At 62.2% G+C, this 14,237-nt stretch carries 16 protein-coding genes; 13 read left to right on the plus strand and 3 right to left on the minus strand.

All coding sequences use genetic code 11. The annotated features are described in order from the left end of the window. The first annotated feature begins 19 nt into the window (after window positions 1-19). The 6 genes from scpB to surE all read left to right on the plus strand — a co-directional run bounded on the left by scpB (window position 20) and on the right by surE (window position 5,042). Complete coding sequence (gene scpB, locus ACP7AL_RS20215) at window positions 20-793, plus strand: SMC-Scp complex subunit ScpB (protein ID WP_425993745.1); 774 nt, start codon at window positions 20-22, stop codon at window positions 791-793. A 178-nt stretch (window positions 794-971) separates the two neighbouring features. Continuing rightward, window positions 972-1,208, plus strand: coding sequence for a twin-arginine translocase TatA/TatE family subunit (locus tag ACP7AL_RS20220; RefSeq protein WP_024575378.1), 237 nt, complete (start codon window positions 972-974; stop codon window positions 1,206-1,208). A gap of 63 nt (window positions 1,209-1,271) precedes the next feature. Further along, window positions 1,272-1,682, plus strand: a complete 411-nt coding sequence (tatB, locus tag ACP7AL_RS20225) for a Sec-independent protein translocase protein TatB (protein ID WP_006020673.1) — start codon at window positions 1,272-1,274, stop codon at window positions 1,680-1,682. Then, entirely contained in the window at window positions 1,679-2,506 is an 828-nt protein-coding gene (tatC, locus tag ACP7AL_RS20230) for a twin-arginine translocase subunit TatC (protein ID WP_425993748.1), read from the plus strand. The genes tatB and tatC overlap by 4 nt, the downstream gene beginning before the upstream one ends. Before the next feature lie 278 nt (window positions 2,507-2,784). Beyond that, the gene (serS, locus tag ACP7AL_RS20235; RefSeq protein ID WP_425993750.1) at window positions 2,785-4,092 is read left to right on the plus strand and encodes a serine--tRNA ligase; all 1,308 of its coding nucleotides are present in this window, start codon (window positions 2,785-2,787) and stop codon (window positions 4,090-4,092) included. 182 nt (window positions 4,093-4,274) lie between these two features. Then, window positions 4,275-5,042 (plus strand): 5'/3'-nucleotidase SurE, encoded by a 768-nt coding sequence (gene surE / locus ACP7AL_RS20240; RefSeq protein WP_425993752.1) that lies wholly within the window; start codon window positions 4,275-4,277, stop codon window positions 5,040-5,042. A 186-nt stretch (window positions 5,043-5,228) separates the two neighbouring features. Here the strand turns inward: surE and ACP7AL_RS20245 are convergent, their stop codons facing one another. Together ACP7AL_RS20245 and ACP7AL_RS20250 are read right to left on the minus strand one after the other, a co-directional pair. Further along, window positions 5,229-5,612, minus strand: coding sequence for a response regulator (locus ACP7AL_RS20245; RefSeq protein WP_024919338.1), 384 nt, complete (start codon window positions 5,610-5,612; stop codon window positions 5,229-5,231). A gap of 130 nt (window positions 5,613-5,742) precedes the next feature. Then, window positions 5,743-6,213 (minus strand): PaaI family thioesterase, encoded by a 471-nt coding sequence (locus tag ACP7AL_RS20250; protein ID WP_006020668.1) that lies wholly within the window; start codon window positions 6,211-6,213, stop codon window positions 5,743-5,745. 141 nt (window positions 6,214-6,354) lie between these two features. Between ACP7AL_RS20250 and ACP7AL_RS20255 the strand changes: the two genes are divergently transcribed. Both ACP7AL_RS20255 and ACP7AL_RS20260 read left to right on the plus strand, forming a co-directional pair. Then, window positions 6,355-7,008 (plus strand): protein-L-isoaspartate(D-aspartate) O-methyltransferase, encoded by a 654-nt coding sequence (locus tag ACP7AL_RS20255; RefSeq protein ID WP_425993755.1) that lies wholly within the window; start codon window positions 6,355-6,357, stop codon window positions 7,006-7,008. 105 nt (window positions 7,009-7,113) lie between these two features. Beyond that, on the plus strand, window positions 7,114-8,487 hold the full coding sequence (locus ACP7AL_RS20260; protein WP_425993757.1) for a peptidoglycan DD-metalloendopeptidase family protein: 1,374 nt from the start codon (window positions 7,114-7,116) through the stop codon (window positions 8,485-8,487). Between the two features lie 75 nt (window positions 8,488-8,562). Here the strand turns inward: ACP7AL_RS20260 and ACP7AL_RS20265 are convergent, their stop codons facing one another. Continuing rightward, entirely contained in the window at window positions 8,563-9,531 is a 969-nt protein-coding gene (locus tag ACP7AL_RS20265; protein WP_425993759.1) for an ATP-binding protein, read from the minus strand. A gap of 196 nt (window positions 9,532-9,727) precedes the next feature. On the opposite strand from ACP7AL_RS20265, the gene yajC reads away from it, so the two are divergent. From yajC to ACP7AL_RS20290, 5 genes are all read left to right on the plus strand, one after another. Beyond that, window positions 9,728-10,081 (plus strand): preprotein translocase subunit YajC, encoded by a 354-nt coding sequence (gene yajC / locus ACP7AL_RS20270; protein WP_006020664.1) that lies wholly within the window; start codon window positions 9,728-9,730, stop codon window positions 10,079-10,081. 44 nt (window positions 10,082-10,125) lie between these two features. Further along, a complete protein-coding gene (gene secD, locus ACP7AL_RS20275) occupies window positions 10,126-11,724 on the plus strand; it encodes a protein translocase subunit SecD (RefSeq protein ID WP_425993761.1) in 1,599 nt (532 codons plus the stop codon). Window positions 11,725-11,738: 14 nt separating this feature from the next. Continuing rightward, complete coding sequence (gene secF / locus ACP7AL_RS20280) at window positions 11,739-12,740, plus strand: protein translocase subunit SecF (protein ID WP_006020662.1); 1,002 nt, start codon at window positions 11,739-11,741, stop codon at window positions 12,738-12,740. 118 nt (window positions 12,741-12,858) lie between these two features. Continuing rightward, window positions 12,859-13,266, plus strand: a complete 408-nt coding sequence (locus tag ACP7AL_RS20285; protein WP_425993763.1) for an Mth938-like domain-containing protein — start codon at window positions 12,859-12,861, stop codon at window positions 13,264-13,266. Next, window positions 13,263-14,126, plus strand: a complete 864-nt coding sequence (locus tag ACP7AL_RS20290; protein ID WP_425993765.1) for a phytoene/squalene synthase family protein — start codon at window positions 13,263-13,265, stop codon at window positions 14,124-14,126. Before ACP7AL_RS20285 ends, ACP7AL_RS20290 begins: the two co-directional genes overlap by 4 nt. Window positions 14,127-14,237: the final 111 nt, after the last annotated feature.

Genomic DNA, 14,237 nt, shown 5'->3' on the forward strand with positions numbered 1-14,237 from the left:
GGAAGAAGGAGACAGGGCCATGGCAAGTCCGGCGAGAACGACTGCCCACATCGCTCCGGTAGAGCATTCCGTGGAGGAGTCTGTTGTGGAGACCTCTGTTGTGGAGTCCGAGCAGGAATCGTCCAGCGAGGCGGCTGCGCGTCCCGAGGAACTCCGTCTTCTCGAAGCCTTGTTGTTTGCCTCCACCGAACCGCTCGAAGAATCTGCGCTCGCCAAACGCATGCCCGACGGCGTGGATGTGAAAGTCGCACTCGCACAGTTGCAGGCCGACTACGCGATGCGCGGCGTGAATCTCGTTCGCGTCGCCAACAAATGGACCTTCCGCACCGCGGGCGATCTTGCCTGGCTAATGACGCGTGAAAGCGTCGAGACGCGCCGCCTGTCGCGGGCCGCGATCGAGATGCTGGCGATTATCGCCTATCACCAGCCGGTGACACGCGCCGAGATCGAGGAAATCCGCGGCGTGGTCACCTCGAAGGGAACCCTCGATGTGCTGCTGGAAACCGGCTGGATCCGCCCGCGCGGCCGCCGGAAGACTCCGGGCCGTCCGCTGACTTTCGGAACCACCGAGGCCTTCCTGTCGCAGTTCAGCCTGGAAGCGCTGGGCGATCTGCCCGGGCTCGACGAGCTGAAAGGTGCAGGCCTTCTGGACACGCGGCTGCCTGGCGGGTTCGCTGTTCCATCGCCGTCGGACGATCCGGCGCTGCGCGAGGACGAAGATCCGCTGGAGCCCGGCGATCTCGAACTGGCGCTGGCGCCTGCCGTGGAGCCGGAAAAGAGCGGCGAAAGTTGATTTTCGCGTGCGGCGCGGACAGCCGCGCCCGGTCCCGAGTGAACATTAACTCTCATGTCAATGCGCCGCTTTGCGCAATCCTGGCGCGGGGTTAATCCTTGTTTTTGACACCTCCGGGGCCTACTTTCCGGTCAGATTTGGCCGGAAATCCCGGCCCCGTGTTTTGGAGGATGGCAGTATGGGTTCGTTGAGTATCTGGCACTGGATCGTCGTGATCGCCGTTGTTCTGCTGCTGTTCGGCCGCGGCAAGATTTCGGACCTGATGGGCGACGTCGCGCAGGGCATCAAGGCCTTCAAGAAGGGCATGGCCGATGATGACAAGCCGGCCGAGAAGCCCGAGCCGGTCAAGACCATCGACAGCGCGCCTTCTGCATCCACATCGCAGCGGACCGACGTCGGCAGCAAGGCGGTCTGATTTCAGGCCGCGCTTTCTTGATTGAGGTGCGGGGCAATTGAGGCCCCGCAAACGGAATCTTCCATGTTCGACATCGGGTGGAGTGAACTGGTCGTCATCGGCGTCGTGGCGCTGATCGCCATCGGCCCGAAAGAATTGCCCGGCGTGCTGCGCATGGTCGGGCAGTGGATGGGCAAGGCGCGCCGCATGGCCGCTGAATTTCAGGGCCAGTTCAACGAAGCGATGCGCGAAGCCGAAATGGCGGACATCAAGAAGACGTTCGATGACGCCTCGTCCGCTGCCAAGGATCTGTCGCCGACCAATCTGCTGACGTCCCTCAACAAGGACGTCGAGGATGCCATGAAGATCGACCAGCCGGTGATGACGCCGACCACACCCGAGCCGCCGACACCGGCGACGTTCGCCGAAGCCGAGGCACATGCGCCGGCGGTTGAGACCCCGAAGCCTGCCGTACCGGACGCCAAAGCGTCATGAGTCAAGAGGACATCGAAGCCACCAAGGCCCCGTTGATGGACCACCTGATCGAGCTGCGCTCGCGGCTGATCAAGGCGCTGCTCGCGTTCGGCGTTGCTTTTATCTTCTGCTTCGTCTTCGCCAAGCAGATCTACAACGTGCTTGTCTGGCCGTTCGTCTGGGTCGCGGGGCCTGAAAATTCCAAGTTCATCTACACCGCGCTGCTGGAATATTTCCTGACGCAGTTGAAGCTCGCGATGTTTGGTGCAGGATTCATTTCGTTCCCGGTGATTGCGGCGCAGATCTACATGTTCGTCGCGCCCGGCCTCTACAAGCACGAGCGCGGCGCGTTCCTGCCATATCTGATCGCGACGCCGATCTTCTTCGCGCTCGGCTCGCTGCTGGTTTATTTCCTCGTGCTGCCGATGCTGATCCGCTTTTCGCTCGGCATGCAGCAGGTCGGCGGCGCGGAGACCGCGCAGATCGCGCTGCTCCCCAAGGTCGGCGAATATCTCTCGCTGATGATGTCGCTGATCTTCGCATTCGGCATCGCGTTCCAGTTGCCGGTGATCCTGACGCTGCTGGGGCGGATCGGAATCCTGACCTCGAAGCAGCTCAAGGAAAAGCGGCGCTATTTCATCGTGGTGGCATTCATCATCGCCGCAGTGCTGACCCCGCCGGATGTCATCAGCCAGATGTCGCTCGCGGTCCCGCTGCTGATCCTCTACGAGGGCTCGATCATCGCGGTTGCGATGGTGGAGAAAAAGGCCGCCAAACAGGCCACCGGCACGACCCCGCCCGCGGACGCGCCGCCGACCCCGCCAGCTACGACGCCTGCGGAGTAGCCGCCCCGTTTCTCGTTTTGATCCGTCACCCTGAGGTGCGCGCTCTTGCGCGCCTCGAAGGGCGACGGCCTTACATCCGACTCGTCATCCTTCGAGGCTCGCCAAGCGGCTCGCACCTCAGGATGACGGCCTCGTTACCCGGTGTTCGGGTATTGTGGCCTCCATGCGCCCGATTCGTCATGCCCGGGCTTGACCCGGGCATCCACGACTTGTTCTAACGCAGCAGCAAAAGACGTGGATGGCCGGGACAAGCCCGGTCATGACGCAGGATAGTTCTCATGCACGATATTCGCTGGATTCGAGATAATCCCGAGGCTTTCGACAAGGCGCTCGCGCGCCGGGGTCTGGATGGGTTGTCGTCGTCTTTGATCGCGCTGGACGAGAAGCGCCGCGTTGTCATTCAGGCCTCCGAGCAGGCGCAGGCGCGCCGCAACGCAGCCTCCAAGGAAATTGGTGAAGCGAAGAAGAACAAGGACAACGCGCGTGCCGACGCGCTGATGGCGGAGGTGGGCGAACTCAAGACCAAACTGCCTGAGCTTGAAGCAGCGGTGAGAGAAGCCGAAGAAGAACTCAAGAAGGAACTCGCGCAGATTCCAAACCTGCCGCTCGATGAAGTGCCGGACGGTGCCGACGAGCACGGCAATGTCGAGCATCATCACTATGGCGCGAAGCGCAACTATGCGTTCAAGCCGAAGGAGCATGTCGAGCTTGGCGAAGGTTTGAAGTTCATGGATTTCGAGGCCGCGGCCAAGATGTCGGGCGCGCGCTTCGTCGTTCTGAAGAAAGGCCTCGCGCGGCTTGAACGTGCCATCGGTCAGTTCATGCTCGATCTGCATACCGGCGAGCACGGTTACACCGAGGTCAATCCGCCGCTGCTGGTGCGCGACGATGCAATGTTCGGCACCGCGCAGTTGCCAAAGTTTCGTGACGATCAGTTTGCGGCCGGTTCGCTTGACGCTGAAGGACAGGGCTATTGGCTCATCCCCACCGCAGAAGTGCCGCTGACCAATCTCGTCCGCGAATCCATTCTCGACGAAAGAGAACTGCCGATGCGGCTCACAGCGCTGACGCCGTGTTTCCGCGCGGAAGCGGGCGCTGCGGGACGCGACACGCGCGGCATGATCCGCCAGCATCAGTTCACCAAGGTTGAGTTGGTCTCGATCACGACGCCGGAAGAATCGAAGAACGAGCACGAGCGCATGCTGTCCTGCGCCGAGGAAGTGCTGAAGCGCCTCGGCCTGCATTACCGCGTCATGACGCTGTGCACCGGCGACATGGGCTTTGCCTCGCAGAAGACCTACGACATCGAGGTCTGGATGCCGGGGCAGGGCGAGGGCGGCATGTACCGCGAAATCTCCTCATGCTCGGTGTGCGGCGACTTCCAGGCGCGGCGCATGGATGCGCGCTCGCGCGGGCCGGACGGCAAGCCGCGCTTCGTGCACACGCTCAACGGCTCGGGCACGGCGGTCGGCCGCGCTCTGATCGCCGTGATGGAAACCTATCAGCAGGAGGACGGCTCCATTGCCGTGCCGGATGTGCTGCAGTCGTATATGGGCGGCCTCAAAGTGATCGCGAAGGATAGTTGACTCCCAGCCCGTCATCCTGAGGTGCGAGCCGTGCTTGCGGCGAGCCTCGAAGGATGCGGGCAAACAACGTCGCCTTCGAGGCAATAGCCGTTCGAAGAACGGCGTTCTTGCGAACGCCTGTTGCTTCGCGCTGCCACCTCAGGGTGACGTTGATCCATGACTTTGGACGATAAGGATACGATATGCGAATTCTCTGCACCAACGACGACGGCATTCACGCGCCGGGACTGAAAGTCATCGAGGAAATCGCAAGGCAGATTTCCGATGACGTCTGGGTGGTTGCGCCCGAACTCGACCAGTCCGGCGTCTCGCATTCGCTGTCGCTGAACGATCCACTGCGTCTGCGCGAGGTCGGGCCGCGCCACTTCGCTGTGCGCGGCACGCCGACCGACTGCATCATCATGGGCGCGCGGCACATCCTCAAGGACAAGCAGCCGGACATCGTGCTGTCCGGCGTCAACAAGGGCCGCAACGTCGCCGAAGACGTTGTCTATTCGGGCACCATCGCCGGCGCGCTGGAAGGCACCATTCTCGGTTTGCCGTCGTTCGCACTGTCGCAGGAATTCTCCATGGAGACGCGCACCAAGCCGCTGTGGGACACCGCGCTGAGGTTCGGCCCCGATGTAATCCGCAACGTGATGAAACTCGGCGTGCCGCGTAACACCGTCATCAACGTCAATTTTCCGTCCTGCATGCCCGACGAGGTCAAGGGCATCGCGGTCACCCGGCAGGGCAAGCGTAATCTGGGCTTTCTCAAGATCGACAGCCGCCAGGATGGGCGCGGCAATCCGTATTACTGGATCGGGTTCGAGAGGGCGGCGATGCTGGAAACGCCGGCGGAGGGGACCGATCTCGCAGCACTCGCTGCGAAACTCGTATCGGTCACGCCGCTGCGGCTCGATCGCACCGATGAGGCGTTTTCGGAAAAGCTGAAAGGCGTTCTGAAGTAATTCTGTACGTCGTCCCGGCGAAGGCCGGGACCCATCACCCCTCTATGCAGATAGAGCGAAGGAAGAAGCTGTCGGGCTTTTTCCTGACTGGTTTGACTCAGCGATTATGGGTCCTGGCCTTCGCCGGGACGAGCGAGGAGATTGCTCCTCGCTCCTCACGTTGAGGTTGTCGGGGGCGACCGCGCTCTATGCCGCGATGCCCTTCAGCACGGTCTCGATGGTGCGCGCGAGCGTTTCGATCTGGAAGGGCTTTTGCAGGGTCGGGCGGTCGCGGAATTTTTCCGGCAGCCCCTGTGCGCCATAGCCGGTTGCGAACACGAACGGCTTGCCGCTCATCTGAACGGCTTCGGCAACAGGCGTAATCACCTTCCCGTTGACGTTCACGTCGAGAATAGCGATGTCAAAGTCGGTGGCTTGAACGAGTCTGACGCCTTCGTCGATGTCGCCCGCTTCAGCGGCAATCGTATAGCCAAGCTCCTCCAGCATGTCGGCAACCATCATGCGGATCATGACTTCGTCCTCGACGAGCAAAACCGACGTGCGCGATCCTGGTTTGAAATTGCCCGGCATTCGTTCCCCAAACGACAAATCTGGACTGCTTTGCTAGTGGAACCATATAACTATTGAGCGCACAAGTTCACAGCCAAGGGGGCAAAGTTCCACGGGGAGGAACTTGATCCGGCAGGCAAAAGAGCCGTTTTCATGCGGGCAACGGGAAAAACCGTCCCCGTCCGGTCGCCAGCACGACCCCGGTGCTGAGGTTTTCCAACCGGCCTTCGACATCCACATAGCGGCCGTGGTCGGCAACCAGCGACCCGCGCCCGACGATCGGCGTCTCGGTCGGCACCGGCTTCATGTAACGAATGGTCAATTCGCCGGTCACGCCCAGCCGCCCCGCGAACCGGAGAACCGTGGCCGCCAGCACCTCGTCGAGATAGGCGGCGACGATGCCGCCGTGAGCGGCCCCCGGAGGCCCTTCGTATTGCCGCGAAATGAGAATCGGCGAGGCAACGCCTTCGTCTGTCCTGAAAGTGCGGACATGCAGGCCCGTTGGATGCGATGGCCCGCAGCCGAAACATTGATGAAAGCTGTTGTCCGACCCGCCGGAGAGGATCTGCTCCTCCAATCCGGCAAAGGAGGCGTGAAATGGTTCGGGAAGGGGGAGCGTCATGAGGGTCTCGGCACGCTTGGGCTGTAGGCGGTTATTGCGCAAAACGTATCTGGATTGCTAACACGAAGGTGGCGCATGCCGCGACTCCTGTCAGAGCATGCGTCGTATACAGCCCGTTCCCGCTTTCAACGTTGATCACGCATGCCGTCGTCCCAGCCCACGCCGCACGACAAGATGATGTTTCAGTTGAACTTGCGGCAGCGCGGTATCAGCAATCAGGCCGTGCTGAAAGCGATGGAGGATGTCCCGCGCGAACTGTTCGTGACGGCGATGGACCGCGCCTACGCGTACCGCGACACCGCTCTCGGCATCGCCTGCGGGCAGACCATCAGCCAGCCGTTCGTCGTGGCCTACATGACCGAACAGCTCGATCTGAGGCCGGAAAACCGCGTCCTGGAGATAGGGACAGGCTCGGGCTATCAGGCCGCGATCCTCTCGAAGTTGTGCCGTGACGTGGTGTCGCTGGAGCGGTTTCGCACGCTGGCGGATCGCGCGAAGCTGGTCCTGACCGAACTCGGTTGCCGCAACGTCGACGTGAAACTCGGCGACGGATTCGACCTGCCGGAAACGCTCGGCACGTTCGACCGGATCATCGTAACCGCGGCGATGGAGGAAATTCCCGACGCGCTGCTCGGGCGGCTGGAGCCAGGCGGCATTCTGATCGCTCCTGTTGGGCCAGTGGACGACCGGCAGGTGCTGATCCGCATGGTCCGGAACGGCGACAGTTTCAACCGGGAGGAGCTTGTCGCGGTGCGTTTCGTGCCGGCGCTGCCCGGCATTGCGCGCGAGTTGTGAGCGGCGTTACGCGTTAGGAAGTAAGGCGGAATTCGAGCCTTAAAGAGTTATTTACTCGGACTGTGTTTACTCAAATTTGTGTTAGTTGCGTACGAGTGAGTAACCATGTCCCGCTTTGTCGAGTTGATCAACTCGCGTCACGCGCCGCATTTCGTGGTTCTGGCGCTCGTCTCTGTCGGATTTGGCGGATGTAGCGCCGATACCTCGACACGGTTCTCCGATACATCGTTCTCCAACCCGTTTGCGTCGCGCAGTGCGGACGCGACCGGCTCGGTCCCGAGCAATTATCGCGGCGCGCCTTATCAGGCTCACCCGCAGCAGGAATCCTATCAGCAGCAGCCCCGCGAGCTTCCGCAATACGCGCGCCCGCATTCTGCTCCGGTCATCTCCGCGCCGTTGTCTGCACCGGCCGCTGTCGGTACGTCGGGCGGTGGCAGGGGCATGGCGTCCTACGCGCCTCCGTCGTCTTCGCCGATCGAAACCACGGCATCGGTTGCGCCACGCTCCGTTGCCGCGACCTCAGGATGGAGCCGCGAGGGCGGCACCACGATCATCGTCGGCACCGCCGACACGCTCGATGTCATCTCGAAGCGCTACAATGTTCCGTCATCCGAAATCCTGAAAGCGAACGGCTACGGCGGACCTCGCGTCCTTCAGCCGGGGCAGCAGCTCGTCATTCCGCGCCGCATGGCGCAGGCCGCTCCGCCGGCGCTGTCGACCGCGCCGGGTACGAAGGTTGCTGCTGCGCTTCCCGCAAGCGTTCATGTCGTCAAGTCCGGCGACACGCTGATGAACCTCTCGCGCCGTCACAACATCGCACCCGCGCAGCTTGCCGCGGCCAACAACATTCCGGTTACGACCCAGCTCAAGATCGGCTCCAAGATCAACATTCCCGGCGGCAAGGCCGTCGCGGCAGCACCGGCGCCGCAGGTTATCGCGGAAGCACCGAAACCTGCGGTTGCCGCGCCTGCGCCTGCTGCGAAGCCGGTGACTGTTGCATCCGCCGAGCCTCAGCAGAAGGCGCGTGTCGCCGCTGAAGCCCCTGCGGCCGACCTGCCTGAAGCGTCGCCTGTAAAGGCGGCTGATGCGACCAATGCCTTGCCGACATTCCGCTGGCCGGTGCGTGGACGCGTCATCGCCGCTTACGGAGCGAAGAACAACGGTAAACAGAACGACGGCATCAATGTCGCCGTTCCCGAAGGCACGCCGGTCAAGGCCGCGGAAGACGGCGTGGTTGCTTACTCGGGCAACGAACTTAAGGGTTATGGCAATCTGATCCTGGTGCGGCACTCCAACGGTTATGTCACCGCGTATGCCCACGCGAGTGAACTGATGGTGAAGCGCGGAGATACGATCAAGCGCGGCCAGATCATTGCCAAATCGGGTCAGACGGGAGAGGTGGGGTCGCCGCAGCTTCACTTCGAGATCCGCAAGGGATCTTCAGCCGTCGACCCGCTTCAATTCCTGAACGGCGCGTGATCGCCGCCGTCAGAATCCAAAACGAAACCCCGGCTGCGAGGCCGGGGTTTTTCTTTGCGGGGATATTGCGAGACGCTATTTCGCGGCCAGCTTCACGCCCATCCGTCCGGCGATTTCCTGCGTGAACTGCCAGGCGACGCGGCCCGAGCGCGATCCGCGTGTGGTGGACCATTCCAGGGCTTCGCGCGTGAGCTGATCGTCAGCCATCCTGACGCCGAAGTGCTTGCAGTAGCCGCGCACCATCTCGAGATATTCGTCCTGGCTGCACTTGTGGAAGCCGAGCCACAGGCCGAAACGGTCCGACAGCGAGACCTTTTCCTCGACGGCCTCGCTCGGGTTGATCGCGGTCGAGCGCTCGTTCTCGATCATGTCGCGCGAGAGCAGATGGCGGCGGTTCGAGGTCGCATAGAGGATGACGTTCTCGGGGCGGCCCTCGATGCCGCCTTCAAGCACCGCCTTGAGCGACTTGTAGGACGCGTCGTTGCCATCGAACGACAGGTCGTCGCAGAACACGATGAAATGGAAATCGGATTCGCGCAGCAGCGACATCAGCAGCGGCAGGCTCTCGATGTCCTCGCGGTGAATTTCGATCAGCTTCAGCCGGCCGTTCACTTCGGGCATGGCGTTCACGCTGGCATGTGCCGCCTTCACGAGCGACGACTTGCCCATGCCGCGCGCGCCCCAGAGCAGGGCGTTGTTGGCAGGAAGGCCCTTGGCGAAGCGCTCGGTGTTCTCGATCAGGATGTCGCGCATCCGGTCGATTCCCCGGAGCAGGCCGAGATCGACGCGGTTCACTTTCGGAACCGGTACCAGTCGGCCGTTGGGCTGCCAGACGAACGCAGCGGCGCTTTTGAGGGAATCAGCGCTCGACGGCTTGGCCGCGGATGCGTTCAGGCTCGCGGCGATGCTCTCGAGCGCCCGCGCGATGCGTCCGGTCTCGGTTTTGGCTGCTGCGGCAGGGCGTTTTGTCGCGGTTTTGATCGCCTTGCCGGGACGTGACTTCGCGGCGGCCCGAGAGGCCTTTTTACTGGGTTTTTTGGACATGATTCAGCCCCCTTGGGAGGCACCCTTAGCGAGGCGCGCCAATACCCGCAAGCGCCACAAATGCATGGCAAAATCGGCACCTCCGGTCCCGTTGCAATTGGGACGCTGGCCGCTATAGTCCGCGCAAATTCGGCCAAAACGGCCACAACACGACGCGTTTCGCCCGATGGCGGGCGCCTTCCCGAGGACTTTTCGTATGTTCATTACTCCTGCCTTTGCTCAGGCTGCCGGTGCCGCTGACACCAACAGCATGCTGATGTCGTTGCTGCCGTTCGCGCTGATCTTCGTCATCATGTACTTCCTGATCCTCAAGCCGCAGCAGAAGAAGCTGAAGGACCATCAGGAACTGGTGAAGAACATCCGTCGCGGCGATACCGTCGTCACCAATGGCGGCCTTGTCGGCAAGGTGACCAAGGTGGTCGATGACGACCAGATCGAAGTCGAAATCGCCGACGGCGTGCGCATTCGTCAGATGCGTGGGATGATCTCGGGCGTTCGCACCAAAGGCGAGCCCGCCAAGGATTCCAAGGAAGAGACAGCCGCGAGCTGACGCGCTGATCGCCGCGGTTTCATCAATCTGACGGACTTACATCGATGTTGTATTTCACGCGGTGGAAGGCACTGGCGGTCATCCTGACCGCCTTGATCGTTTGCCTTTGCGCGGTTCCGAACTTCTTTCCCGAAGCGACCGTCAAGAGCTGGCCGAAGTGGGCCCAGCGTCATGTCGTGCTCGGTCTCGACTTGCAGGGTGGTTCGCACATCCTGCTCGAAGTCGATTCCAACTCGGTCAAGAAGGACAAGCTCGATCAGGTTCGCGATGACGTGCGGCGCACGCTGCGCGACGCCAAAATCGGCTACACGGGCCTTGCGGTTCGCGGCGAAACCGTCGAGGTCCGCGTCAAGGATACAGATCTGACCGCCGCGCTCGCCAAGCTGCGCGAACTCTCGCAGCCGCTCGGCGGATTGCTCGGCTCGAGCGGACAACGCAGCGTCGAAGTCAGTGATGCCGGCGGCGGATTGATCCGCCTGACCGTTCCTCCGGCCGCGATCACGGAACGCATCCGCCAGTCGGTCGAGCAGTCGATCCAGATCGTCGAACGCCGCATCAATGAACTGGGAACCGTCGAGCCGCTGATCCAGCGTCAGGGCGTCGATCGCATTCTGGTGCAGGTGCCTGGCCTGCAGGACCCGACCCGCCTCAAGGAACTGCTCGGCAAGACCGCGAAGCTCGACTTCCGCATGGTCGATACGACTGTGCCGGCGGATCAGGCGCAGCAGGGGCGGGTGCCTCCGGACTCTGAAGTCCTGATGAGCGCGTCCTCTCCGAAGGTGCCTTATGTCATCAAGAAGCAGGTGCTGGTCTCGGGCGGCGACCTGACCGACGCGCAGCCCGGCTTTGACCAGCGCTCCGGCGAGCCGATCGTCAGCTTCCGCTTCAATACATCGGGTGCGCGCAAGTTCGCGCAGGCCACGCTTGAGAACGTCGGACAGCCGTTCGCCATCGTTCTCGACAACGAAGTAATTTCCGCGCCCGTCATCCGTGAGCCGATCACCGGCGGCTCCGGCCAGATTTCCGGCAGCTTCACGGTGCAGGGCGCCAACGATCTGGCGATCCTGCTGCGCGCGGGTGCACTGCCTGCGCCGCTGACCATCATTGAAGAGCGCACGGTCGGGCCGGGACTCGGACAGGACTCGATCGCCGCCGGCGAACTCGCGTCCTATGTCGGCTCGGTGCTGGTCATCGTATTCATGCTGCTGACCTACCGGCTGTTCGGCTTCTTCGCCAACGTCGCGGTCGCGATCAACGTCGCCATGATCTTCGGCATCCTGTCGCTGCTCAACGCCACGCTGACGCTGCCCGGCATCGCCGGCATCGTGCTGACGGTCGGCATTGCGGTCGACTCGAACGTGCTGATCTATGAGCGCATCCGCGAGGAATTGCGCGCCGGGCGAACCGCGATCTCCGCCATCGATGCGGGCTTCACGCGCGCGCTCGCGACCATTCTGGACTCCAACATCACAACGTTCATCGCGGCGGCAGTGCTGTTCTACATCGGCACCGGACCGGTGCGCGGCTTCGCCGTGACCCTCGGCATCGGCATTCTGACCACCGTGTTCACGGCTTTCACCGTGACCCGGCTGATTGTTGCGATGTGGGTGGCGTGGAAGCGGCCCAAGACCGTGCCGATTTGAGGATTGTATAAGCCGTGACTCATACCATCATCGTCGCACTCGCCATCTTCATTGTCGTTCTGACAGGCCTCAGCATCTATGGCGTGATCCCCGCGCTTCGCATCGTCCCGGACGATACGAAGTTCGACTTCATGCGCTTCCGCCGCATCAGCTTTCCGATTTCCGCGTTGCTGTCGCTGCTGGCTATCGGCCTCTATTTCGTCCACGGGCTGAATTTCGGCATCGACTTCAAGGGCGGGACGCTGCTTGAAATCCAGACCAAGTCCGGCCCCGCCGACATCGCGGCATTGCGCGCGCAGCTAACGACGCTGAATTTCGGCGACGTCCAGCTTCAGCAGTTTGGCGGTCCCTCCGACGTTCTGATTCGTATCGCCGAACAGCCGGGCGGCGATCAGGCGCAGCAGGCTGCGGTGCAGAAGGTTCGCCAGCTGTTCGGTGACAGCGTCGAGTATCGCCGTGTCGAAGTCGTTGGTCCGCGCGTGTCGAGCGAACTGCTCGCCTACGGCACGGTCGGCCTGATGCTCGCGATCGCGGGCATCTTCATCTATCTCTGGTTCCGGTTCGAGTGGCAGTTCTCGCTTGGCGCGATGATCGCCAACGTCCACGACATCGTGCTGACGCTCGGCTTCATGTCGATCACCCAGATCGAATTCGACCTGACCAGCATCGCCGCGCTGCTCACCATTCTCGGCTATTCGCTGAACGACACGGTCGTCATCTATGACCGTATTCGTGAAATGCTGCGGCGGTACAAGAAAATGCCGATGCCGGAACTGCTCAACACGTCGATCAACTCGACGCTGTCGCGCTCGATCATCACCCACGTCACGGTGACGCTGGCATTGCTTGCGCTGCTGCTGTTCGGCGGCAAGGCGATCCACAGCTTCGCGGCGACGATGACGTTCGGCGTGGTTCTGGTCGGCACCTATACGTCGATCTTCATCGCAGCGCCGATCCTGATCTATCTCGGCGTCGGCGAAAACCGGGGCGGTGAGGACAAGCCGTCGAAGCCGTAATCGTCGTTGCGAGGAGCCCTTGCGACGAAGCAATCCACTCTTGTTATGGTCAAGATGGATTGCTTCGCTTCGCTCGCAATGACGAAGGTAGGGCCATCTTATTGCAGGCGGTGGTGAGATGGATCACGAACTTCAGAAATCCGGTAATCACGCGCCCGAAGGACTGCACCTTCCGCGGTCAGCGCTGATCGAAGCCTACGGCAACGGCGGTTTTCGGTTCGCCGACATGTCGCATCGCGGCTCGCTGCTGTGCCTGCCGGATGCGATCTGGGCGTGGCCGGTCACGGACCCCAAGGACATCGACCGGTATTCGCTGGAACGCGTGTTCGAGCATGCCAATGACATCGATACGCTGCTGATCGGGACGGGAAGCGGTGTCTGGATCGCCCCCGCGCCGCTGCGCAATGCGCTGCGGCAGGTCCATATCGTACTGGACACCATGCAGACGGGACCCGCGATCCGCACCTACAACGTCATGATGGGCGAACGGCGGCGCGTCGCGGCGGCGCTGATTGCCGTGCCATGAGCAACGCGCCCAGCAATGACGCCGCAGCGTTTTGCGCCGATCTGGTGCGCGCGCGGGATTTCAGAACCTATGCCGCAAGCCTGTTCGTATCGCCGGAAGCGCGGCGGGCCTGGCTTGCGCTGGCGGCGTTCAATGCCGAAGTCGCTCATGTCCGCGATCACGTCAGCCAGCCATTGCCCGGTGAAATCCGGCTGCAATGGTGGCGCGATGTTCTGACCGGTGAGGGGCAGGGGTCTCGCGGCGAAGCCGAGGCCAATCCGGTCGCGGCGGAATTGCTGCGCGCCATTACGCACCACAATCTGCCGATCGAGACCTTCGTGCGCCTGATCGACGCCCATGTGTTCGATGTCTATGACGACCCCATGCCTGACATGGCCGCGCTGGAGGCACATTGCCGGGATACATCGGCGGCGCTCTACGGCTTGCGTGCAAAGGTGCTGGGCCTGAAGTCACCGGAGGCCGTACGCATCGCCGAACATGCCGGCATTGCGGAAGGATTGGTCGATGTCATGCTGGCGATGCCGCGCCACGCCGCGCGCCGTCAGCTTTATCTGCCAGGCGATCTGATGAATCTTCACGGCGTGATCGCCGAAGAGTTCTTTCTGCGGCAGGCAAGCCAGCCGCTCAGGGAGGCGCTGGCGCATTTGCGCCGCGAGGCAGCCTCCCAACTGCAGCAAGCGATAGCGATGCTTGCCAGCGCGCCGCTTTCCGCGCGTGCTGCATTTCTTCCGCTTGCGGTCATCGGAAAAAATCTGACGCGGCTTGAGTCATCCGAGCCGTTCGCGCCGCCGTTGCTATCGCGGCTGGGCATCCTCTGGACGACCTGGCGCGCGGCCAGTGCGAAGCCGTTCAAGGCTTAAGCATCAAGCCGACGTAGCTTGGTCCCCTTGCTTTCTGCCTTCGGTTAAGCAGAAGGCTGCCCACGTAACTTCCAAATGGTGAAGGATTGGGGAGTCTGTCAGGAATCACGC

This window comes from Afipia sp. DC4300-2b1, from assembly GCF_049895725.1.
Classification (GTDB): Bacteria; Pseudomonadota; Alphaproteobacteria; order Rhizobiales; family Xanthobacteraceae; genus Afipia; species Afipia broomeae.

Excerpts from the sequence above, each read along its gene's own strand:
- ACP7AL_RS20265 (WP_425993759.1), bottom strand. The coding sequence starts at position 9,531 with ATGTCCAAAAAACCCAGTAAAAAGGCCTCTCGGGCCGCCGCGAAGTCA.
- tatB (WP_006020673.1), top strand. The coding sequence starts at position 1,272 with ATGTTCGACATCGGGTGGAGTGAACTGGTCGTCATCGGCGTCGTGGCG.
- yajC (WP_006020664.1), top strand. The coding sequence starts at position 9,728 with ATGTTCATTACTCCTGCCTTTGCTCAGGCTGCCGGTGCCGCTGACACC.
- ACP7AL_RS20255 (WP_425993755.1), top strand. The coding sequence starts at position 6,355 with ATGCCGTCGTCCCAGCCCACGCCGCACGACAAGATGATGTTTCAGTTG.
- surE (WP_425993752.1), top strand. The coding sequence starts at position 4,275 with ATGCGAATTCTCTGCACCAACGACGACGGCATTCACGCGCCGGGACTG.
- ACP7AL_RS20285 (WP_425993763.1), top strand. The coding sequence starts at position 12,859 with ATGGATCACGAACTTCAGAAATCCGGTAATCACGCGCCCGAAGGACTG.
- ACP7AL_RS20245 (WP_024919338.1), bottom strand. The coding sequence starts at position 5,612 with ATGCCGGGCAATTTCAAACCAGGATCGCGCACGTCGGTTTTGCTCGTC.
- serS (WP_425993750.1), top strand. The coding sequence starts at position 2,785 with ATGCACGATATTCGCTGGATTCGAGATAATCCCGAGGCTTTCGACAAG.
- scpB (WP_425993745.1), top strand. The coding sequence starts at position 20 with ATGGCAAGTCCGGCGAGAACGACTGCCCACATCGCTCCGGTAGAGCAT.
- ACP7AL_RS20260 (WP_425993757.1), top strand. The coding sequence starts at position 7,114 with ATGTCCCGCTTTGTCGAGTTGATCAACTCGCGTCACGCGCCGCATTTC.
- ACP7AL_RS20250 (WP_006020668.1), bottom strand. The coding sequence starts at position 6,213 with ATGACGCTCCCCCTTCCCGAACCATTTCACGCCTCCTTTGCCGGATTG.
- tatC (WP_425993748.1), top strand. The coding sequence starts at position 1,679 with ATGAGTCAAGAGGACATCGAAGCCACCAAGGCCCCGTTGATGGACCAC.
- secD (WP_425993761.1), top strand. The coding sequence starts at position 10,126 with ATGTTGTATTTCACGCGGTGGAAGGCACTGGCGGTCATCCTGACCGCC.
- ACP7AL_RS20220 (WP_024575378.1), top strand. The coding sequence starts at position 972 with ATGGGTTCGTTGAGTATCTGGCACTGGATCGTCGTGATCGCCGTTGTT.
- ACP7AL_RS20290 (WP_425993765.1), top strand. The coding sequence starts at position 13,263 with ATGAGCAACGCGCCCAGCAATGACGCCGCAGCGTTTTGCGCCGATCTG.